At 68.5% G+C, this 19,650-nt stretch carries 21 protein-coding genes and 1 pseudogene; 9 read left to right on the plus strand and 13 right to left on the minus strand.

The window, feature by feature from the left end:
- Window position 1: 1 nt before the first annotated feature.
- Genes JM664_RS02350 through JM664_RS02360 form a run of 3 tightly spaced genes read right to left on the minus strand, consistent with a single transcriptional unit; the run spans window position 2 to window position 2,661 of the window.
- On the minus strand, window positions 2-1,372 hold the full coding sequence (locus JM664_RS02350) for a glutamate--cysteine ligase (RefSeq protein WP_227418279.1): 1,371 nt from the start codon (window positions 1,370-1,372) through the stop codon (window positions 2-4).
- 57 nt (window positions 1,373-1,429) lie between these two features.
- Window positions 1,430-1,951, minus strand: a complete 522-nt coding sequence (locus tag JM664_RS02355; RefSeq protein ID WP_227418280.1) for a hypothetical protein — start codon at window positions 1,949-1,951, stop codon at window positions 1,430-1,432.
- Window positions 1,948-2,661, minus strand: a complete 714-nt coding sequence (locus tag JM664_RS02360; RefSeq protein ID WP_227418281.1) for a 16S rRNA (uracil(1498)-N(3))-methyltransferase — start codon at window positions 2,659-2,661, stop codon at window positions 1,948-1,950. Before JM664_RS02360 ends, JM664_RS02355 begins: the two co-directional genes overlap by 4 nt.
- Window positions 2,662-2,672: 11 nt before the next feature.
- Between JM664_RS02360 and ubiA the strand changes: the two genes are divergently transcribed.
- The 3 genes from ubiA to JM664_RS02375 are packed head-to-tail and all read left to right on the plus strand — an operon-like array spanning window position 2,673 to window position 5,837.
- The gene (gene ubiA, locus JM664_RS02365; RefSeq protein WP_227418282.1) at window positions 2,673-3,635 is read left to right on the plus strand and encodes a 4-hydroxybenzoate octaprenyltransferase; all 963 of its coding nucleotides are present in this window, start codon (window positions 2,673-2,675) and stop codon (window positions 3,633-3,635) included.
- Window positions 3,635-5,521 (plus strand): OmpA family protein, encoded by a 1,887-nt coding sequence (locus JM664_RS02370; RefSeq protein ID WP_227418283.1) that lies wholly within the window; start codon window positions 3,635-3,637, stop codon window positions 5,519-5,521. The genes ubiA and JM664_RS02370 overlap by 1 nt, the downstream gene beginning before the upstream one ends.
- Complete coding sequence (locus JM664_RS02375) at window positions 5,508-5,837, plus strand: hypothetical protein (RefSeq protein WP_227418284.1); 330 nt, start codon at window positions 5,508-5,510, stop codon at window positions 5,835-5,837. Before JM664_RS02370 ends, JM664_RS02375 begins: the two co-directional genes overlap by 14 nt.
- A 4-nt stretch (window positions 5,838-5,841) precedes the next feature.
- On the opposite strand, the gene JM664_RS02380 is transcribed toward JM664_RS02375, so the two are convergent.
- From JM664_RS02380 to JM664_RS02425, 10 genes are all read right to left on the minus strand, one after another.
- Window positions 5,842-6,279, minus strand: coding sequence for a molybdenum cofactor biosynthesis protein MoaE (locus tag JM664_RS02380; RefSeq protein WP_227418285.1), 438 nt, complete (start codon window positions 6,277-6,279; stop codon window positions 5,842-5,844).
- Window positions 6,276-6,524, minus strand: a complete 249-nt coding sequence (gene moaD, locus JM664_RS02385) for a molybdopterin converting factor subunit 1 (protein WP_227418286.1) — start codon at window positions 6,522-6,524, stop codon at window positions 6,276-6,278. Before moaD ends, JM664_RS02380 begins: the two co-directional genes overlap by 4 nt.
- Window positions 6,521-7,141 carry a CDP-diacylglycerol--glycerol-3-phosphate 3-phosphatidyltransferase gene (gene pgsA / locus JM664_RS02390; protein ID WP_227418287.1) on the minus strand — a complete coding sequence of 207 codons (621 nt, stop codon included), beginning with the start codon at window positions 7,139-7,141 and terminating at the stop codon, window positions 6,521-6,523. The genes moaD and pgsA overlap by 4 nt, the downstream gene beginning before the upstream one ends.
- Before the next feature lie 76 nt (window positions 7,142-7,217).
- Entirely contained in the window at window positions 7,218-9,083 is a 1,866-nt protein-coding gene (gene uvrC / locus JM664_RS02395; protein WP_227418288.1) for an excinuclease ABC subunit UvrC, read from the minus strand.
- Between the two features lie 286 nt (window positions 9,084-9,369).
- Window positions 9,370-10,146: an SDR family oxidoreductase gene (locus JM664_RS02400; RefSeq protein WP_227418289.1), complete on the minus strand. Its 777-nt coding sequence runs from the start codon at window positions 10,144-10,146 to the stop codon at window positions 9,370-9,372.
- Window positions 10,143-11,087, minus strand: a complete 945-nt coding sequence (locus tag JM664_RS02405) for a calcium/sodium antiporter (RefSeq protein WP_227418290.1) — start codon at window positions 11,085-11,087, stop codon at window positions 10,143-10,145. The genes JM664_RS02400 and JM664_RS02405 overlap by 4 nt, the downstream gene beginning before the upstream one ends.
- A gap of 4 nt (window positions 11,088-11,091) precedes the next feature.
- Window positions 11,092-11,256 (minus strand): hypothetical protein, encoded by a 165-nt coding sequence (locus JM664_RS02410; protein WP_227418291.1) that lies wholly within the window; start codon window positions 11,254-11,256, stop codon window positions 11,092-11,094.
- A 1-nt stretch (window position 11,257) separates the two neighbouring features.
- The gene (locus tag JM664_RS02415; protein WP_227418292.1) at window positions 11,258-12,058 is read right to left on the minus strand and encodes a S49 family peptidase; all 801 of its coding nucleotides are present in this window, start codon (window positions 12,056-12,058) and stop codon (window positions 11,258-11,260) included.
- Window positions 12,059-12,101: 43 nt separating this feature from the next.
- Window positions 12,102-12,863, minus strand: a complete 762-nt coding sequence (locus JM664_RS02420) for an ABC transporter permease (RefSeq protein WP_227418293.1) — start codon at window positions 12,861-12,863, stop codon at window positions 12,102-12,104.
- The gene (locus JM664_RS02425; protein ID WP_227418294.1) at window positions 12,860-13,786 is read right to left on the minus strand and encodes an ABC transporter ATP-binding protein; all 927 of its coding nucleotides are present in this window, start codon (window positions 13,784-13,786) and stop codon (window positions 12,860-12,862) included. Before JM664_RS02425 ends, JM664_RS02420 begins: the two co-directional genes overlap by 4 nt.
- Before the next feature lie 219 nt (window positions 13,787-14,005).
- Here JM664_RS02425 and JM664_RS02430 point away from each other — a divergent pair, with 219 nt between their 5' ends.
- The 6 genes and pseudogenes from JM664_RS02430 to JM664_RS02455 form a co-directional block, all read left to right on the plus strand.
- Window positions 14,006-15,106: an ABC transporter ATP-binding protein gene (locus JM664_RS02430; RefSeq protein WP_406675752.1), complete on the plus strand. Its 1,101-nt coding sequence runs from the start codon at window positions 14,006-14,008 to the stop codon at window positions 15,104-15,106.
- 75 nt (window positions 15,107-15,181) lie between these two features.
- Window positions 15,182-16,318 carry an extracellular solute-binding protein gene (locus JM664_RS02435; RefSeq protein ID WP_227418296.1) on the plus strand — a complete coding sequence of 379 codons (1,137 nt, stop codon included), beginning with the start codon at window positions 15,182-15,184 and terminating at the stop codon, window positions 16,316-16,318.
- A 52-nt stretch (window positions 16,319-16,370) separates the two neighbouring features.
- On the plus strand, window positions 16,371-16,658 hold the full coding sequence (locus JM664_RS02440) for a DUF1330 domain-containing protein (protein ID WP_227418297.1): 288 nt from the start codon (window positions 16,371-16,373) through the stop codon (window positions 16,656-16,658).
- The gene (locus JM664_RS02445; RefSeq protein ID WP_227418298.1) at window positions 16,658-17,104 is read left to right on the plus strand and encodes a VOC family protein; all 447 of its coding nucleotides are present in this window, start codon (window positions 16,658-16,660) and stop codon (window positions 17,102-17,104) included. Before JM664_RS02440 ends, JM664_RS02445 begins: the two co-directional genes overlap by 1 nt.
- On the plus strand, window positions 17,101-18,798 hold the full coding sequence (locus tag JM664_RS02450; RefSeq protein ID WP_227418299.1) for an ABC transporter permease: 1,698 nt from the start codon (window positions 17,101-17,103) through the stop codon (window positions 18,796-18,798). The genes JM664_RS02445 and JM664_RS02450 overlap by 4 nt, the downstream gene beginning before the upstream one ends.
- 5 nt (window positions 18,799-18,803) lie before the next feature.
- A pseudogene (locus JM664_RS02455) lies at window positions 18,804-19,649 on the plus strand (ABC transporter permease); the annotation flags it as partial.
- Window position 19,650: the final 1 nt, after the last annotated feature.

The raw sequence follows: 19,650 nt of genomic DNA on the forward strand, positions 1-19,650 counted from the left end.
CTCAGTAGGAGTATTCGTCGAAGACCCGGCTGGCGTCGCCCTGCCATTCGCCCTCGAAGCGGGCGATGAGCTCGTCGGCGGGCACGCGCTCTGCCTCGACGCTCTCCCGCAGGGTGTTGAGGAAATGCGTCTCGTCCGGCACGAGGCCGCCCGCCCCCGGCCGCGCGCGCGCCTTGAGGCCGCTCTCGGCGATATCCACCACCTGCCGCGCCAGTTCGGACATGCGCAGGCCGTCGACCTCGGCCTGAAGGCCGTGGACGCTGGCCGCCACCCTCAGCCCGTCACGCGTCTCGGCGTCCCACCCCTTCACGAGATCCCAAGCCGCACCGAGCGCGGTGTCGTCGTAGAGCAGCCCGACCCACAGTGCCGGCAGTGCGCAGAGGCGACGCCACGGGCCCCCATCGGCGCCGCGCATCTCAATGAACTTCTTGATCCGCGCCTCGGGGAAGATCGTCGTCAGGTGGTCCGCCCAATCGCTCAGCGTCGGCTTCTCGCCGGGCAGCGCCGGCAGCTCGCCGCGCATGAAGTCGCGGAAGCTCTGACCAGTGGCGTCGATGTAGCGGCCGTCGCGGTAGACGAAGTACATCGGCACGTCGAGCGCGTAGTCCGTCCAACGCTCGAACCCCATCCCCTCCTCGAAGACCCAGGGCAGCATGCCCGTGCGGTCGGCGTCGAGGTCGCGCCAGATCCGGCTGCGCCAGGACTTGTGGCCGTTGAGCTTCCCCTCGAGGAGCGGCGAATTGGCGAACAGCGCGGTGGCGACCGGCTGCAGCGCCAGCGCCACCCGCAGCTTCTTCACCATGTCGGCCTCGGAGCCGAAATCGAGGTTCACCTGCACCGTGCAGGTCCGGTACATCATCTGAAGGCCATGGCTGCCCACCTTCTGCATGTACTCGGTCATCAGCCGGTAGCGCCCCTTCGGCATCATCGGCATCTCGTCATGCGTCCAGGTCGGCGCAGCGCCGAGGCCGATGAAGCCCACGCCGATCTCGTCGGCCACCGACTTCACCTGCGCCAGGTGGTCGTTCACCTCGTCGCAGGTCTGGTGGATGGTCTCCAGCGGCGCACCGGAGAGCTCGAGCTGCCCGCCCGGCTCGAGGCTGACGTTGGCGCCATCCTTCTCCAGCCCTATGATGTTGCCACCCTCTTGGACCGGCGCCCAGCCGAAGCGATCACGCAGCCCTTCGAGCATCGCGCGGATCGACCTCAGTCCGTCGTAGGGCAAGGGCTTCAGCGTGTCGCGGCAATAGCCGAACTTCTCATGCTCGGTGCCGATCCGCCACTCGTCACGCGGCTTGCATCCGGCGGCGAGGTACTCCGCCAGCTGCTCCTGCCGCTCGATCGTGCCGCCGCCGGACTGGGGTATGGACATCTGGCAGTGCTCCGTTCGGCTGATCGGCCCACGACCTGACGCCGCGGCCCCGGGTTGTCAATGCAGCCGCCGCGGCGCCTTGCGCCAGAGCGTCACGGGCAGGTCCGGCGGCCGGTCCAGCGCCGCCAGCACGGCGGCGGTGTCGAGGCCCGGCAGCCGTGAGAAAACGTCGAAGAGCGCGTCCGCGCCCTCGGCGCTGACTGGCACCATGAGCTGCGTCTGGCCGTCCTCCAGGACCCAGTGCGGCGGCTTGTGCCGCGGATCTATCGCCAGCCGCTCCAGCTCACGCACGGCAACGGTGCCACCGCTCAGCGGCCCGAAGTAGGTCAGCTGGCCCTCTTCAAAGACCACGACGCCCGGCCCGCCGCCCCCGGTGCGGAACCGCGCCCGCTGCACGCCAGCCAGTGCCAGCAGGATGCCCCCCGCCAGCATCGCGATGCCGATCCACGAGAGCGGCACGCGGCCCGTCAGCGCCCACCACGCGCCGAGTACCGCCACGGCCGCGCCCGCCAGCGTCTCGCGCCAGCGCCGGGCGGCGGCGCGCAGCTCGGGCCGGATAAACGGCTGCGGCATGGTCATCGCCAGTCTCCCAGCGCCACCTGCCAGACAGTCAGCGCCGCCACTGCCGCGGTGTCCGCCCTGAGCACCCGCGGCCCCAGCGACACGGCGACCGCCTGCGGCAGCGCCCGCAGCCGCTGGCGCTCCGCCTGCGAGAACCCGCCTTCCGGCCCGATCAGGATCGCCCACGGACCCGGCTCGCCATCCAGCGCGTGCGGCCCTGCCAGCGCCTCGTCGCAGAACATCAGCCTCCGGTCCTCCGGCCAGCCGTCGAGCACCCGGTCGAGCCGCCGCAGGTCATCCACCTCCGGAACCCAGGTCCCGCCGCACTGCTCCACCGCCTCAATCGCATGGGCCTGCAGCCGGTCCCGCCGGACCCGCTCGGAATTGGTGAAGTCGGTCTGCACCGGCATGATTCGCGCCGCGCCCATCTCGGCCGCCTTCTCGACGATGAAGTCGGTGCGGGCCTTCTTGATCGGCGCGAACATGAGCCAGAGTTCGGGCGGCAGCCGCAGCTCGGCCGTCCGCTCGCGGCAGTTAAGGGTGCCGCCGCGCTTTCCCGCTTCGGCCACCTCGGCACGGAACTCGCCGTCACGCCCGTTGAAGAGCGCGACCTCATCCCCCGGCCCGAGGCGCATCACCGCAAAGAGGTAACGCGCCTGTGCCCCGTCCAGAGGAACCGTTTGCCCCTCTGCCAGAGGGTGATCTACATACAGCCTGACCTTCGACATGGGGGCCACTTATGCCCGGATCATCGCCGACGCCAAGCGGACAGGTCGCGGACGCCATCCGCGGGAACTGGGTCGACGGCCTCGCGCCCGCAGGCTGGCGGCCCTACCTGCGGCTCAGCCGGGCGGACCGGCCGATCGGCACCTGGCTCCTGTTGCTGCCCTGCTGGTGGGGCCTCCTGCTCGCGACCGCATCGACCGGGACCTTCGGCTGGTACGAGGCGTGGATCTTCGCGGGATGCGGCATCGGCGCCTGGCTGATGCGCGGCGCGGGCTGCACCTGGAACGACATCACCGACCGCGGCATCGACGGCGCCGTGGCGCGCACCCGCTCGCGCCCGATCCCGTCGGGACAGGTCAGCGTGCGGCAGGCGCTGGCCTGGCTGGTGGCGCAGTCGCTCCTTGCGTTCCTCATCCTTCTCACTTTCCACCCGACCGGGATCTGGCTCGGGATCGGCTCGCTGGCGCTGGTCGCGATCTATCCCTTCGCAAAGCGGTTCACCTGGTGGCCGCAGGTCTTCCTCGGCCTCGCCTTCAACTGGGGAGCCCTTCTCGCCTGGGCCGCCCATACCGGCAGCCTTTCGCCGGCGCCGGTTGCGCTCTACCTCGCCGGCATCGCATGGACGCTCTTCTACGACACGATCTATGCACATCAGGACAAGGAGGACGACGCGCTGATCGGGGTGAAGTCCACCGCACGCCTCTTCGCCGGCGCGACCGCGCACTGGCTGCGCGGTTTCCTGATGATCTCCGTGGGGCTGATGGGGCTGGCCGTGCTGCTGGCGCTCGGACCGTCGCAGAATCCGCTGGCACTGGTGCTGGGGCTCGGCGCCAGCTGGGGCTTCGGCTGGCACCTCGCCTGGCAGCTCGCGCAGCTCGAAATCGACGCACCGGAAACCTGCCTCCGCCTGTTCCGCAGCAACCGTGACGCGGGCCTGATCGTGGTGGCGTTCCTCGTGCTGGCGCAGCTCGTCTGATGCGCTGGAGCAAGCTTCTCCACACGAGCGCACTGGTCCTCGCAGGCGGGATGAGCCTCGGCGGCGCGCTCTATGCTGTCGAGTGGATCGAGGGCCGCTCGCTCGCCGCCGTCGCGCAGGCATTAAGCGACAACAGGCTGAGCTGGGCGCGCGTGGGCGTGGACGGGCTCAGGGTCACTCTGTCGGGGACCGCGCCCGACGAGCAGACGCGCTTCCGCGCGCTGACGGTTGCCGGCACGGTGGTCGAGGGCAGCCGCGTTGTCGACCGGATCGAGGTGCAGCCTGCCGAGCCGCTGGAGCCGCCGACCTACCGGGTGGAGATCCTGCGCAGCGACGGCGGCATCTCGCTGATCGGGCTGGTGCCCGAGGGGCAGGACCGCGATGCGCTTCGCGACACCATCCGCGACCTTGCCAAGACCGCGAACGTCACGGACCTGCTCGAGACCGCGAGCGATCCGGCGGAGGAGAACTGGAGCGCGGCGCTGGCATTCGGCCTTGACGCGCTCACCGCCCTGCCGCGCGCCAAGATCTCCATCACTGCCGACCGCGTCGGCGTGACCGCCGTCACAGACAGCCAGGAGGAGAAGCGCCGGATCGAGCGCGACCTCTCGCAGTCCGTGCCCGCGGGCGTGGCGCTCGCGCTCGATATCTCGGCCCCGCGGCCGGTCTTCACCCCCTTCACCGTGAGGTTCCTCATCGACGACACCGGCGCCAGGTTCGACGCCTGCGCCGCGGACACGCCCGAGGCCAAGGCCGAGATCCTGCGCGCGGCGCTGGATGCGGGGCTGGAGGAGACGTTCGATTGCCCGCTCGGCCTCGGCGTCCCGACGCCGGAGTGGGGCGCGGCCGTCGCGGCCGGGATCGACGCGCTGGCGGCGATCGGCGGCGGCAACCTCACCTTCGCCGATGCCGACGTGACGCTGATCGCGCGCGAGGGGACGGACCCCGCGCTCTTCGACGCCGAGGCGGGCGCGCTCGAGAGCGCCCTGCCCGAAGTCTTCGCCCTGCACGCGAGCTTGCCCGCCGACCCCGCGGACGAGGAGGAGGCGGACCTCGAGGGCCCCGTGCGCTTCGTCGCCGAGCGGGGGCCAGAAGGCGTCCGGATGCAGGGCCCCCTGCCCGACGAGCGTGCGCGCGAGGTCGTCGAAGGCTTCGCGCAGGCGCACTTCGGCTCGACCGGCACCGAGCTGGCCGCACGGCTCGACGCGGACGCGGCGCCGGAGGGCTGGGTGCTCAGGGTGCTCGCCGGCCTCGACGCGCTGGGCCATCTGGCGAGCGGTTCGCTGACGGTCACGCCCGACCGCCTGGAGGTGAGCGGCGACACTGGCAACGAGGATGCCGAGGGCGCCATCACGCGGCTCCTGGCCGAGCAGCTTGGAGAGGGCGCCGACTTCTCCATCGACGTGGCCTACCGCGAGGAACTGGACCCCGCGACCGGCGTCCCGACGCCGCAGGAATGTGTGACGCGCATCGAGGCGGCCATGGCGGAGCGAAAGATCACCTTCGATCCCGGCTCATCACAGGTCGACGCGGAGTCGCGGCCGACGATCGACCGGATCGCCGAGATCCTGCGCGAATGCGGCCCGATCCCGCTGCAGATCGCCGGCTTCACCGACAGCCAGGGCCGCGAGGAGATGAACCGCGAGCTCAGCCAGGCGCGCGCCGATGCGGTGCTCGACGAATTGATGAGTCGCCGTGTCCTGACCTCGGGCCTCACGGCGGTCGGATATGGCGAGGAGCAGCCGATCGCCGACAATGCCACCGCGGAGGGACGCGAGGCCAACCGGCGCATCGAGTTCCGCCTGCCGCCCGAGCCGGAGGAGGCGGAGGAGGACGGCGCCGCCGACGAGGACGCCGCCGCGGAGGACGCCGATGGACAGGAATGAGTTCATCGTCGCGACCTCGGCGATCCTCTTCATCGCTTTCCTGCTGGGCTGGTTCGCCTCCTGGCTGATCCACCGCCTGACCCGCGCGAGCGAGGCCGACATCGGCGAGCTGGAGCGGATGGCCCACGCGCTGCACGAGGCCGAGGACATCCGCGACCAGGCGCTCGCCTACGCCCACGCCCGCGAGGCAGAACTCAAGGCCGACCTGCACGAGGCGCGGGCGGAGCTTGCCGCCGCGATGGACGGCCTGCGCGCCGCGCGGGCCGAGTGTGAGGAACTGCGGGACTACATTGAGCGGGTGCAGCAGCGGATCTGAGCGCCTACCAGCGCTGCAGCGCCGCCTCGTCCTCGACCTTCGCGGCCACCCAGCCGTCGCCGTCGCCGCGCCGCTCCTTCTTCCAGAACGGCGCGCGCGACTTGAGGTAGTCCATCAGGAATTCGGCGGCGGCAAAGGCATCGCCGCGGTGACGCGCCGCGGTCGCAACCATCATGATGAGTTCGCCCGGCTCCATCCGGCCGTGGCGGTGGATCACCAGCGCGTCGGCCAGTGACCAGCGCGCCACAGCCTCTTCGCGGATGGCGCCGATGGCACTCTCCGTCATCCCCGGATAGTGCTCGATCTCCATCTCGATCAGGCCACCATCGGCCCTCACGACGCCGCTGAAGGTGACGATCGCGCCGGCGTCGGTGCGGCCGGAGGCAAAGCGCGACGCCTCGGCGCCGAGGTCGAAGGATTCCGCCTGGACCCGAACGCTCATCCGCCCGTCATCGGCGGGAAGAAGGCGACCTCGCGCGCGCCGGCGAGCGGCGCGTCGAAATCCGTCAGCTCCTGGTCCACCGCCACGCGCAGCGCAGAGAGGTCCGAGAACGCCACCTCGTACCGCTCCTCCCGCGCGCGGAGCTCTGCGACCAGGTCGGCCACCGTCGCCGCCTGCGTCTCGACACGGTCCTTGGGCGCGCCGATGCGCTCGCGGACCCAGGCGAAGTAGAGCACGTCGATCATCGGTCGTCCCTCAGGTAGGGCCGGGCCTTGGCGAAATACTCCCAGCCGGTCATGACGGTGAGCGTCGCGGCGATCCAGAGCAGGATGATGCCGAAGAAGGTGGCCCAGCCCGCCAGTCCGTCGCCGAGCCGCGCGAGGCCACCCACCATCGGTCCACGCCCCCGCTCAAGATAGTCGAGCCCGGTCCCGAGGAACAGCACCCCCAGCGCCACCATCTGCGCCGTGGTCTTCCACTTGGCAAGCTTCGTGACCTTCAAGAGCCCCGCCGTGTCGCCGAGGTACTCCCGCAGTCCCGAGACGAAGACCTCGCGGAACATGATCAGAGTGGCCGGCAGCAGGATCCACGGATTCATCCCGGAGAGCCCGGTGATGACGAGGAGCGCGATGACCACCATCGCCTTGTCCGCAATCGGGTCGAGCATCGCACCGATCTTGGTCTCCTGCTTCCAGCTGCGCGCAAGATAGCCGTCGAACCAGTCGGTCACCGCCGCGCCCACGAAGAGAACCAGCGCGAACCAGTCCGCCCACGGCCGCGCGAAATAGAGGAACATCAACGCCACACCAGGCGCCGCCAGGAGCCGCAGCAAGGTCAGTGCGTTGGGCAGGTTCATCGTCATGTCATACTCCTAGCCGGTCGCACGGGGGCAGGAAAGGCGGCGCGAGCAACCCGCGCGGAAGGCTGCCCGCGCCGGTTCAGCCACGTTCGTGGAAGTGGTCGTAGATCTTCTCCGCCAGCGTCTCGCTGATCCCCGCGACCGCCCTCAGATCCGCAAGGCCGGCGCGGCTCACTGCCTTGGCGCTCCCGAAATGGGCCAGCAGAGCCCGCTTGCGCGTCGCGCCCACGCCGGCGATCTCGTCGAGCGGCGTCGCGCTGACCGCCTTCGCCCGCTTGGCGCGGTGGGTGCCGATTGCGAAGCGGTGCGCCTCGTCGCGCAGGCGCTGCAGGAAATAAAGCACCGGGTCCCCGCGGCGCAGCGCCATCGGCGAACGGCCGATGCGGTGGAACTCCTCCTTGCCGCCGTCGCGGTCGACGCCCTTGGCGACCCCGATCAGCGCGATGTCCTCGACGCCGAGCACGACCAGGATCTGGTGCACCGCGCTCACCTGCCCCTGCCCGCCGTCGATCAGAAGTAGGTCCGGCCACGCCTCTGACTGCCGGTCCGGATCCTCCTTGAGCAGGCGCGAGAAACGGCGGGTCAGCACCTCCTTCATCATGCCGAAGTCGTCGCCCGGCGTCAGGCTGTCGCCGCGGATGTTGAACTTGCGATACTGGCTCTTGATGAAGCCTTCAGGCCCCGCCACGACCATCGCGCCCACCGCGTCGGCGCCCATGATGTGGCTGTTGTCGTAGACCTCGATCCGCGCGGGCGGCGCGTCGAGGTCGAAGGCCTCGGCCAGTCCGTTCAGCAGCCGCGCCTGCGTCGCGGTCTCGGACATCCGCCGCGCCAGGCTCTCGCGCGCGTTCCGGCGGGCGCTTTCCACCAGCTCGACCCGCTCGCCGCGCTGGGGGACGACCACCTGAACCTTGCGCCCCGCCCGCTCACTCAAGGCCTCGGCCATCAGGTCGCGGTCCTCGATGTCGTGGCTGAGCAGAACCAGGCGCGGCGGCTCCTTGTCGGCGTAGAACTGGCCGACGAAACCCGCCAGCACCTCGGCCGCCTCCGCCCCCGAGCCGGTCCTGGGATAGTAGTCGCGGTTGCCCCAGTTCTGGTTGGCGCGGATGAAGAAGACCTGCACGCAGGCCTGCCCGCCCTCCATGTGGAGCGCGATGACGTCGCCCTCGGTGACGCCCTTCGGGTTGATGCCCTGCGCCGACTGCACCTGCGTCAGCGCCCGGATCCGATCTCTGAGGGCGGCGGCGCGCTCGAATTCCATGGCCTCGGCCGCCTCCTCCATCTGGCGGGCAAGCTGACCCTGCATGCGGGTGCTCTTGCCCCGCAGGAAGCGCTCGGCGTCGGTGACGAGCTCCTGATAGCCCGCCTCGTCGACGTAGCCGACGCAGGGCGCGCTGCAGCGCTTGATCTGGTAGAGCAGGCACGGCCGTGTCCGGGTCTCAAACGTCGCGTCCGAGCAGGAGCGCAGCAGGAACACCTTCTGGAGCTGGTTCAGTGTCCGGTTCACCGCGCCCGCGCTGGCGAAGGGGCCGTAATAGCTCCCCTTCTCCTTCTTCGCGCCACGATGCTTCTTGATCTGCGGAAACGGATGGTCACCGGTGACGAGGATGTTGGGGAACGACTTGTCGTCCCGCATCAGCACGTTGTAGCGCGGCTTGAGCTGCTTGATGAGGTTCTGCTCCAGCAGCAGCGCCTCGACCTCGGTCCGGGTCGTCAGGAACATCATCGAAGATGTCTCTGCGATCATCCGGGAGATGCGCGCAGAGTGGCCGGACGGCCGGGCATAGCTCGACACTCTCGCCTTCAAGTTGCGCGCCTTGCCGACGTAGAGGACCTCGCCCGTCTCGCCCAGCATCCGGTACACGCCGGGACTCTGGTCCAGCGTCCTGAGGTACTGGCGGATCAGCAGATGGCCGCGCGGTTGCGCCTCTTGTCCCTTGGTCAACTTGCTGGTCTCCGATTCTGGCGGGGTCGACACTTTATCGCCGCCTGAACAAGAGAAAACCTGTCCACGGAAGCTGTGGACAAGTCGGCGGATAAAATCCCTGCGGACGCACGATATCCCTTGTTTTCAGGTACCTTCATCCTTCTGCCCAAAAAATAAGCTGCTCCGTAAGTTGCCGAATTCCCAAGGAAGTTTTTTTATGAGCGAAGATTCAACGCTCTACATGACGGAAGCGTGACAGCGTGACGCGTCGTCGGCCGGCTGGTGGAGAAAATCCGGCGCTGCGTCAATCGGACCCGAGCACGTCGCGCGTCTGCCACGTCAGGTGTTGGCCGCCGTCGACGCATATCAACTGCCCCGTAACGGCAGGCGCGTCGAGGAAGTAGCCCAGCGCGCCGACGATGTCGGCAGGGTTGGAGCCGCGCTCCAGTATCGTCGCCTTGCGCTGCCGTTCGAAGTGCCCCTCTGACTGCCGCGCGCCGCGCAGTGTCGGGCCGGGGCCGATTCCGTTCACTCTCATCCTAGGGGCGAGTGCCTGCGCGGCGGTGCGGGTCAGCGTCCAGAGGGCCGACTTGGCGAGGGTGTAGGTCATGAAGGCGGGCGTCAGCTTGCGCACGCGCTCGTCGATCATGTTGACCACGAGCGCTTGCGCCAGAGGTTCCCCGTTCTCGTCCAGCTCCGGGTCCGGCGCGTGGCGGGCCAGTTCCTGGATCAGGACGAAGGGCGCGCGCAGGTTCGAGCCCATGTGCCGGTCCCAGCTCGCGCGCGTCGCGCTCTCGATCGTATCGTAGTCGAAGATCGAGGCGTTGTTGACCAGCACCCGCGGCGGCCCAAGCGCCTCGACCACCCTCGGCGTCAGCCCCTGCAGCGCCTCCTCGTCGAGAAGGTCCGCCTGCAGCGCCACGGCACGGCGGCCCAGCGAACGGATTTCGGCCGCCGTGGCCTCGGCATCGTCGCGGGAGCCGTGGTAGTGCACCGCCACGTCATGGCCTCGGCGCGCCAGCTCCAGCGCCATCGCGCGGCCCAGCCGCTTCGCCGCGCCCGTGACGAGCGCCACCTTCACGTCGTCACCACCACCCAGAGATAGCCGCCGTAAATCGCGGCGAAGCTGGCGCCCCAGATCCGGCCGAGACGCCAGCCGCTGATGGCGAAGGGCGCCAGAACGGCGGCGGCGGCCAGCATGATCCAGAGGTCGAAGCGCAGCAGCACCGGGTCAACCGGAACCGGCGCGACCATCGAGGTGATCCCGACGATGGCCAGCAGGTTGAACACGTTCGAGCCGATGACGTTGCCCAGCGCGACGTCCGCACGACCGCGCAGCGCCGCCATCACCGTGGTGGCCAGCTCCGGCAGCGACGTCCCAATCGCGACGAGCGTCAGTCCGATGACCGTGTCACTGATCCCGAAGCGCTCGGCGATGTTGACCGAGGCGTCGATGAGGATGTTCGCCCCGAGCGGCAGCCCCGCGAGCCCCAGCCCGAGGAACAGTAGGATCTTCCACCAGCGCAGCTCCGGGTCGGCGCCCTCGACCTCCTCCTCGTCGGCGATGCCCGCGCGTCGGTGCGCGCGGGCCGTGCGGAAGTGGTCAAGCAGAACCGCCGCGAGCGCGGCCAGCAGGACCAGGCCGTGCCAGACGCGGAACGGACCGGCGAAGGCCAGCGCCACGAACAGCAGGCTGACCCCCGCCATCACCCAGTAGCTGCGCCGCGTCTCGGCGTCACGCATCACGAGGCCCGAGATCATCGCCGGCAGGCCGAGCACCATCAGCACGTTGGCGATGTTGGAGCCCACGACGTTGCCCAGCGCGATGCCCGGCACACCGCCGAGGACCGCCTGCACCGACACAAGGAGCTCCGGCGCCGAGGTGCCGAAGGCGACGATCGTCAGCGACACTACGAGCGCCGGTACGCCGACGCGCAGGCTCATGTTTACCGCGCCCCGCACCAGCGCATCGCCTGCCAGAACGAGGATCGTCAGCCCGAGCGCGGCAAGCAGGAAGTCCACGCGTTCAGCCCCCGCCGCCGCAGGTGCAGGAACCCTTTCCGAGCCGGAAGCGCCCGCACCGGGGACAGCGGCGCGACGCGATGCGCTTCTGCCCCGGCAGGCGCAGCTTGCCGAACATGGCGAGGACCGCCATCGCGAGCAGGAAGAGGACGACCACCTTGACGATCATGTCAGAGGCCGAAGCGCGCGTAGGAGGCCCGCTCCTCCACGGCACCGGCGAGCGCCTCCGTCAGGGTCATGCCGAGGCGGCCGAAGAGGCCGCGCCTGCGCTCGTAGACGCGAAAGCGCACGTCCTCGCCGTATTTCTCCTTCATCGTCGGGACTAGGTGCCCGATCGCGTCGATCAGCCCCTTCGACAGGGCCCCCCCGCCGACCCAGATCTGGCCGGTGAAGAGCTCGTCGTCCTCCTGCAGCTTGCTGCCGCGACGGTCACGCACCTGCGCGATGAAGCTCTCGTGGATCTGCTCCTGCAGCTCCCTGAGGCGGGCGACGTCATCGGGCTTCTCGGGGCGGAACGGGTCGAGCATGCTCTTGGAGCGGCCCGACGTGTAGACGCGGCGCTCGACGCCATGCCTCTCGATGAAGTCGCTGAAGCCGAAGCCGGCGGAGATCACGCCGATCGAACCGACGATCGAGTTGTCATCCGCCCAGATCTCGTCGGCGGCGGTGGCCAGCCAGTACCCGCCCGACGCGGCGACGTCCTCGATGAAGGCGAAGACCGGCACCTGGCGCTCCTTCGCCAGCCGACGGATGCGGGCGGCGATCAGCGACGACTGGGTCGGCGAGCCGCCGGGGGAGTTGATCACCAAAGCCACGGCCCGCGGGCGGCCCCGACGGAACGCCCTCTCGATTAGCGGCGCGACGTTGGCGTCGTTCAGCCCCGGCGCCCGGCCCCCGGACACGATCATGCCGTGAAGCCTCACGACCGCGACCGCAGGCCGAGCCTTCACGAAGGGGATGAACCGTTTCATGGCAGGACAGATAGACCGCCCTCGAAGGAGCAACAAGGCGAGGTCAGTTGCGGATGCGCCAGCCGGTGCGGAAGATCCACCATATCGCGGCGAGGCAGAGCGTCATGAACCCGAGGATCGCCAGCAGGCTCAGCGCGACCGGCACGTCCGCCTGTTCGAAGAACGCCCAGCGGAAGCCCGAGATCAGGTAGACGACCGGGTTGAAGAGGGTGACCGTCTGCCAGGCGGGCGGCAGCATGGAGATCGAGTAGAACGACCCGCCGAGGAAAACGAGCGGCGTCACCACGAGAAGCGGAACCAGCTGCAGCTGCTCGAAGTTGCGAGCCCAGATGCCGATGATGAAGCCCAGCAGCGCGAACGAGACGCAGGTGAGCACAAGGAACGACAGCATCCAGACCGGGTGCAGGATCCTCAGCTCGACGAAGAAGAACGCCGTGCCGAGGATGATGAGCCCGATCACCAGGCTCTTCGTCGCGGCCGCGCCGACATAGCCCGCCACGATCTCGAGAAAGTTCACCGGGGCCGAGAGCAGCTCGTAGATCGTGCCGATGAACTTCGGAAAGTAGATCCCGAACGAGGCGTTCGAGATCGACTGCGTGACCACCGTCAGCATGATTAGGCCCGGCACGATGAAGGCGCCATACGCCACGCCCTCGACCTGATCGATGCGGCTGCCGATCGCCGCGCCGAAGACGACGAAGTAGAGCGAAGTTGAAATGACCGGAGAGATCAGGCTCTGCAGCAGCGTGCGGAAGAACCGGGTCATCTCGTAGACGTAGATCGCGCGGACCGCCTGCCAGTTCATTGCCCGTCCCTCACCAGGTCGACGAAGATCTCCTCGAGGCTCGACTGGCTCGTCTGCACGTCGCGCAGCCTCAGGCCCGCCGCCGTCAGGTCCGAGAAGAGCCGGGCGATCCCCGTCCGCTCGGCCGACGTGTCGTAGGTGTAAATCAGCGCCCCCCCCTCGTCGGAGCGTTGCAGCTTGTAGCCCGAGAGGCTGTCGGGCACGGCCGCGATGGGCTCGTGCAGGTCGAGCCGCATCTCCTTGCGCCCGAGGCGACGCATCAGCGAATCCTTCTCCTCCACGAGCAGGATCTCGCCCCGCGCGATGACGCCGATCCGGTCGGCGATCGCCTCGGCCTCCTCGATGTAGTGCGTCGTCAGGATGATGGTGACGCCGTCTGCCTGCAGCCGCCGCACCGTCTCCCACATGTCGCGCCTGAAGTCGACGTCGACGCCCGCCGTCGGCTCGTCGAGGAACAGCACCCGCGGCTCGTGGGCGAGCGCCTTGGCGATCAGCACCCGCCGCTTCATGCCGCCCGAAAGCTCGACGGTCTTGCTGTCGCGCTTGTCCCAGAGGCTGAGCTGGCGCAGCACCGATTCGACGTGCGCGTCGTCGCGGCGCCGACCGAAGAGGCCGCGGCTGAAGCGGACGGTGTTGATGACCTTTTCGAACGGCTCGAGGTTGATCTCCTGTGGCACCAGGCCGATCAACTGCCGCGCCGCGCGATAGTCGCGGACCACATCGTGGCCGGCGACCTCGACGCTGCCCGACGTGGGCGTGGTGATGCCGCAGATCGTCGAGATCAGCGTCGTCTTGCCGGCGCCGTTGGGGCCGAGCAGGGCCAGGATCTCGCCCTGCCGGATCCCGAGCGACACGCTCTTGAGCGCTCGGAAGCCTCCGGCATAGGTCTTGTCGAGATCGCGGACAGATACGATGTCGGGCATGAGCCCCTCCTCCCTCGGCCGCGATCTAGCGCAACTGCTGCGCGCGCGACAGCCCCGCCCGAATGGCGCACCAGCGCGATCATCCTCGCACACCCGCCACCATAGCGCGCAACGGCAGCGGGTTCCGCGGCGGCACCTCGTCCTGCGAGGGTCAAAAGCCTTGCGGAAAGGGAAATGATGCTGTTGCCTCCTGACCTGGGACGTGCAGCGGGGGAAGGTTTGGCGAAGGCGAGCGCACGAGACGACTTCGTTGTCTTCGAACGGGTTCAGAAAAGCTACGACGGCGAGACGCTGGTCGTGAAGGACCTGAACCTCTCGATCGCGACCGGCGAATTCCTGACGATGCTCGGCCCTTCCGGATCGGGCAAGACCACCTGCCTGATGATGCTCGCAGGGTTCGAGACGGCTACGCACGGAGAGATCAGGCTCGACGGCCGGCCGATCAACAACATCCCGCCGCACAAGCGCGGTATCGGGATGGTCTTCCAGAACTACGCTCTCTTCCCGCACATGACGGTGGCGGAGAACCTCGCCTTCCCGCTCGAGGTCCGCAAGATCGGCAAAACGGAGCGCGAGCAGAAGATCGCGCGCGCCCTCGACCGGGTCCGTATGAGCGACTTCGGCAACCGCCGCCCGGCGCAGCTATCGGGTGGACAGCAGCAGCGGATCGCGCTGGCGCGGGCGCTGGTCTTCGAGCCCGAGCTCGTGCTGATGGACGAGCCCCTGGGCGCCCTCGACAAGCAGTTGCGCGAGAGCCTGCAGTTCGAGATCACGAACCTCGCGCACGAGCTCGGAATCACGGTCGTCTACGTCACCCACGACCAGACCGAGGCGCTGACGATGTCGGACCGGGTCGCCGTGTTCGAGGACGGGCGCATCCAGCAGCTCGCGACCCCGGACGAGCTCTACGAACGTCCGAGGAACAGCTTCGTGGCGCAGTTCATCGGCGAGAACAACACGCTCCTGGGTGAGGTCGCCGAGATCCGAGACGGCGTCGCAGTGGTCCGGCTCGACACCGGGGCGCTGATCGACACCAAGCCCGTCAACGTCAGCCGGGTGGGCGAGCGGACGCGGGTTTCGATCCGCCCCGAGCGGGTGGAGACCAATCCCGAGCGGCTGAGCCCGGGCACCCACACGCTCGAGGCCGAGGTGCTCGAATTCATCTACATGGGCGACATCTACCGTACGCGCCTCAGGGTTGCGGGCAACGACAACTTCATCATCAAGACGCGCAACGCGCCGGACCAGCGCCGGCTGCAGCCCGGCGAGCGGATCGAGATAGGCTGGCTGCCGCAGGATTGCCGCGCGCTCGATGCGTGACAGCAGCTCCGCCCGGCGCGCCCGACGTCGACGCGAGCGGAATCAAGACGGGCAAAGAACAACAAGGAGATCAGAATGAAGCTCAAACCGTTTCTGCTGGCCGGAGCCGCGTCGTTCGCGATCCTTCCGGCCGCCATCGCGCAGGAGGCCGCCGAGCTGCCGCCGTGCGAGAACTGCTCTGACAGCATGACGATCATGTCCTGGGGCGGCGCCTACCAGACCAGCCAGCAGAAGGCCTACACCGAGCCTTATGCCGAGGCGACGGGCATCAGCGTCACCTGGGACGAGAGCTCGAACGAAGCGACCGCCAAGATGCGCGCCGCCGCCGAGGCGGGCAACATGCCCTACGACCTCGTGGACGTGGAGGGTCCGGACAGCCAGCGCCTCTGCGACGAAGGTCTGGCCATGGAAGTCGACCACGACGAGCTGCTGGCGCCGGGCAACGACGGCTCGACCCCGACCGAGGATTTCGGCGACGCCATCATCAACGAATGCTTCATCCCGCAAATCGTCTTCTCGACGACCTTCGGCTACCGCACCGACATCGAGGAGTGGGAGGGCCGCGAGCCCGAGAGCGTCTGCGCCATCTTCGACACCGAGCAGTTCCCCGGCAAGCGCGGCCTGGAACAGCGGGTGAAGAAGAACCTCGAATGGGCGCTCCTCTGCGACGGCGTGTCGAAGGACGAGCTCTACGATGTGCTCGAGACCGAGGAGGGCGTCGAGCGGGCGCTGGCCAAGCTCGACACGATCAAGGACGACGTGATCTGGTGGTCCGCCGGCGCCGAGACGCCGCAGCTCCTCGCCGACGGCGAAATCGTCATGGGCTCCACCTACAACGGCCGCCTGTTCTCGGTGATCGCCGAGCAGGACCAGCCGGTCGACATGCTGTGGGACTGGCAAGTGTTCGACTATGACGGCTGGGTGATCCCGGCGGACCTGCCGGAGGAGCGGCTGAACCGGGTGAAGCACTTCGTCCGCTGGGCCACCGACACCCAGCGCCTCGGCGATCAGGCCAAGTACATCGCCTACGGCCCGGCCCGCGCCTCATCGCAGCCGCTCGTGTCGACCCACGCCGAGCTCGGGATCGAGATGGGGCCGCACATGCCCACAAACCCCGAGAACATGGGCAACTACCTGGTGAACGACTTCATCTGGTGGGCTGACAACCAGGACGACCTGGAGACGCGCTTCCAGGCTTGGCTGGCCAACTGACGCAGCATGGCGGGGCCTGCACTGCCCCGCCATCACCTCTAGGGAGATGACGATGCCCAAGGGCTACTGGATCGCCAACATCACCGTGACGAATCCCGACGCCTACCGCGAGTACGTCGAGCGCGACACCGCGATCATCGAGGGGTTCGGCGGGCGCTTTCTCGTGCGCGGCGGCGACGTGGCCGAGCGCGAGGGCGACGTGCTCGACCGTTTCGTGGTGATCGAATTCCCGGACCACGAAGCCGCCCTCGCCTGCTGGAACTCAGCCGAGTACCAGGAGGTCGCAGAGATCCGCCGCGCCAACGCCGAGAGCCGCATCGTGGTGGTCGAGGGCCATTGATGGGCGGCGAGCGGCCCGACTGGATGGCGGAGGGGCGCGCGCGCGTCTCGACGTTCATTGTCGTGCCGGACGCGATGCGCGTCGTCCGCTTCGCGGAGGACGTGTTTCGGGCTCGGCTGCTGCATGCGCCTCTTCACCGCTCCGACGGCAGGCTCTGGAACGCGGAGCTCGCCATCGGCGACAGCACGATCCTGATTGGCGACGCGCCTGCCGGCATGACCCGCCCGGGCTTTCTCTACGTCCACGTGCCCGACGTCGACGCCACCTTCGCCGCTGCGGTCGCCGCAGGCGCCCGCCCGGTCCAGGAGCCGGGGGGCCGCTTCCACGGCGCGCGAGACGGCGGAGTCGAGGACGTCGCGGGCAATCTCTGGTGGATCGCCACCCAGGTCGAGGAAGTCGGTGACGAGGAGATCCTGCGACGCGCACGCCTCGAGGAAGGCGCATGACAGACGTCACCGACGCCACGACCGCCCGGCGCGGCCCGACGCCCGACGACGCGCTCCGAGTCGCCGACAGCCGGCGCGAGCCGATGCTCGCCGCCGACGGAACGCCCCTCAAGCGCAGCCTCGCCCGCGCCCTGCGCCGCGAGAAGCTGCGGGCGCTGATGCTGATCGCGCCGCTCCTCCTCTTCATTCTCGTGACCTTCATCGCGCCGATCGCCGACATGCTGTTCCGCTCGGTCGAAAATCAGATCGTCTCCGACACCCTGCCCCGCACGACCCGCGCGCTAGCGGACTGGGACGGGCAGGACCTGCCGCCCGAAGACGCCTTCGCCGCCATGGCCTACGATCTGACCGAAGCGGCGGAGCTGAAGGTCCACACACGCCTCGGCTCGCGGCTGAATTACGAGGCGCCCGGCATCTCGTCGCTCTTCCGCAAGTCGGGCCGCGGCACGGGCGACGCGGGCGAGGCGCTGGGGGAGCAGTTCGTGACGCTCGACCCCGCGTGGGAGAACCCGATGGTCTGGGCCGAGCTCATGGCCCCGCCGGACTGGCTCGAGGCGCGCGCGGCACACTATGCCGACGGCGGCGAGCCGGAGGGCCTGCCCGCATTCAAGCTGCGGGACGAGGCCGATACCATCCTGCCCGAGACCGCGAGCGTCTACGGCGGCTTCGCACGGATCACGCAATTCGAGGATGGGGATGATCCGGCCGAGGAGGATCCGTGGAGCCCGATCTACCTCGCGCTCCATCGCGATCTCGCCGCCGACCCGCCGCTCGGTGACTGGTCGGGCCCGCACGCCGACCTGCTCGCGGCGGCCGCCGAGGCGGCGCCGGCGATGGAGACGGTGCCGCTCGTCCAGCAGTTCGAGGAGATCGACGAGGACTGGCTCGACCCCGACGTCTGGGCAACGATCAAGACCTTCTCGCCCCCCTACACGCCCGGTTACTTCCTCAACGCCGTCGACATGCAGCAGACGCCAGACGGCGTCGAGCTGCGGCCCGAGACCCAGCGTATCTACGTCACGCTCTTCCTGCGCACGCTCGTGATGTCGCTCGCAATTACCGGCACTTGTCTGCTGCTCGGCTATCCGGTGGCGTGGCTCCTGGCGAACCTGCCCTCGGGCCGCGCCAACCTCCTGATGATCCTCGTCCTGCTTCCGTTCTGGACGTCGCTCCTCGTTCGGACGTCCGCGTGGAAGGTGCTGCTGCAGCAGCAGGGCGTCATCAACGACACGCTGGTCTGGATCGGCCTCATCGCCGACGACAAGCGCCTCACGCTCATCAACAACCAGACCGGCACGATCATCGCGATGACCCACATCCTGCTGCCGTTCATGATTCTGCCGCTCTATTCGGTGATGAAGACGATCCCGCCATCGTACCTGCGCGCGGCAAAGTCGCTGGGCGCCACCGACTGGACCGCCTTCTGGCGCGTCTACTTTCCCCAGTCGGTGCCCGGCATCGGCGCAGGCTCGATCCTCGTCTTCATCCTCGCCATCGGCTACTACATCACGCCGGAGCTGGTGGGCGGCACGTCTGGCGTGTTCATCTCGAACCGGATCGCCTATCACATCTCGTCGTCGCTGAACTGGGGGCTGGCGGCCGCGCTGGGGTCGATCCTGCTCTTCGCGGTGCTGATCCTCTACTGGGCCTACGACCGCATGGTCGGCATCGACAACGTGAAGCTCGGCGGATGAGCGCGCTGCCGCCATACGCCTCGACCGGCCAACGGATCTGGCACTACGCCTTCCGCGTTATCTGCGGACTGATCTTCTTCTTCCTGATCGCGCCGATCCTCGTCATCATTCCGCTCAGCTTCAACGAACAGGACTTCTTCACCTTCACGCCCGAGATGCTGCGCCTCGACCCCGAAGGCTATTCGCTCGAGCACTACCGCGACTTCTTCACCAACTCCGACTGGCAGCAGGCGCTCAGAAACTCGGTACTGATCGCGCCGGCGGCGACGCTCCTCGCGGTGACCTTCGGCACCCTCGCCGCCATTGGGCTCAGCCAGCCGCACGTGCCAGGGCGGCGGGCGATCATGGCGATCCTGATCTCGCCGATGATCGTGCCGCTCATCATCTCGGCAGCGGGAATGTACTTCTTCTACAGCCGGGTCGGCCTGCAGGGCACCTACCTCGGCGTGGTGCTGGCGCATGCGGCGCTGGGCATCCCCTTCGTCATCATCACGGTGACGGCGACACTGGTCGGGTTCGACCGCTCGCTGACACGCGCGGCGGCGTCGCTGGGGGCGGACCCGGTGCGGACCTTCTTCAAGGTGCAGATGCCGCTGATCCTGCCGGGCGTGATCTCGGGCGGCCTCTTCGCCTTCATCACCTCGTTCGACGAGGTGGTGATCGTGCTCTTCGTCGGCTCGGCGGGGCAGAAGACGCTGCCCTGGCAGATGTTCATCGGCCTGCGCGAGCAGATCAGTCCGACGATCCTAGCCGTCGCGACGATCCTCGTGGCGGTGTCGATCCTCTTGCTCGCCACAGTCGAGGTGCTGCGCCGCCGGTCCGAGCGCCTGCGCGGGATGAGCCCGAGCTGAC

Source organism: Roseitranquillus sediminis (genome assembly GCF_016918935.1).
Classification (GTDB): Bacteria; Pseudomonadota; Alphaproteobacteria; order Rhodobacterales; family Rhodobacteraceae; genus Roseitranquillus; species Roseitranquillus sediminis.

Bases quoted from the DNA above. Each gene is read 5' to 3' on its own strand.
- JM664_RS02350 (WP_227418279.1), bottom strand. From the start codon at position 1,372: ATGTCCATACCCCAGTCCGGCGGCGGCACGATCGAGCGGCAGGAGCAG.
- JM664_RS02355 (WP_227418280.1), bottom strand. From the start codon at position 1,951: ATGACCATGCCGCAGCCGTTTATCCGGCCCGAGCTGCGCGCCGCCGCC.
- JM664_RS02360 (WP_227418281.1), bottom strand. From the start codon at position 2,661: ATGTCGAAGGTCAGGCTGTATGTAGATCACCCTCTGGCAGAGGGGCAA.
- ubiA (WP_227418282.1), top strand. From the start codon at position 2,673: ATGCCCGGATCATCGCCGACGCCAAGCGGACAGGTCGCGGACGCCATC.
- JM664_RS02370 (WP_227418283.1), top strand. From the start codon at position 3,635: ATGCGCTGGAGCAAGCTTCTCCACACGAGCGCACTGGTCCTCGCAGGC.
- JM664_RS02375 (WP_227418284.1), top strand. From the start codon at position 5,508: ATGGACAGGAATGAGTTCATCGTCGCGACCTCGGCGATCCTCTTCATC.
- JM664_RS02380 (WP_227418285.1), bottom strand. From the start codon at position 6,279: ATGAGCGTTCGGGTCCAGGCGGAATCCTTCGACCTCGGCGCCGAGGCG.
- moaD (WP_227418286.1), bottom strand. From the start codon at position 6,524: ATGATCGACGTGCTCTACTTCGCCTGGGTCCGCGAGCGCATCGGCGCG.
- pgsA (WP_227418287.1), bottom strand. From the start codon at position 7,141: ATGACGATGAACCTGCCCAACGCACTGACCTTGCTGCGGCTCCTGGCG.
- JM664_RS02410 (WP_227418291.1), bottom strand. From the start codon at position 11,256: ATGATCGTCAAGGTGGTCGTCCTCTTCCTGCTCGCGATGGCGGTCCTC.
- JM664_RS02415 (WP_227418292.1), bottom strand. From the start codon at position 12,058: ATGAAACGGTTCATCCCCTTCGTGAAGGCTCGGCCTGCGGTCGCGGTC.
- JM664_RS02420 (WP_227418293.1), bottom strand. From the start codon at position 12,863: ATGAACTGGCAGGCGGTCCGCGCGATCTACGTCTACGAGATGACCCGG.
- JM664_RS02425 (WP_227418294.1), bottom strand. From the start codon at position 13,786: ATGCCCGACATCGTATCTGTCCGCGATCTCGACAAGACCTATGCCGGA.
- JM664_RS02435 (WP_227418296.1), top strand. From the start codon at position 15,182: ATGAAGCTCAAACCGTTTCTGCTGGCCGGAGCCGCGTCGTTCGCGATC.
- JM664_RS02440 (WP_227418297.1), top strand. From the start codon at position 16,371: ATGCCCAAGGGCTACTGGATCGCCAACATCACCGTGACGAATCCCGAC.
- JM664_RS02445 (WP_227418298.1), top strand. From the start codon at position 16,658: ATGGGCGGCGAGCGGCCCGACTGGATGGCGGAGGGGCGCGCGCGCGTC.
- JM664_RS02450 (WP_227418299.1), top strand. From the start codon at position 17,101: ATGACAGACGTCACCGACGCCACGACCGCCCGGCGCGGCCCGACGCCC.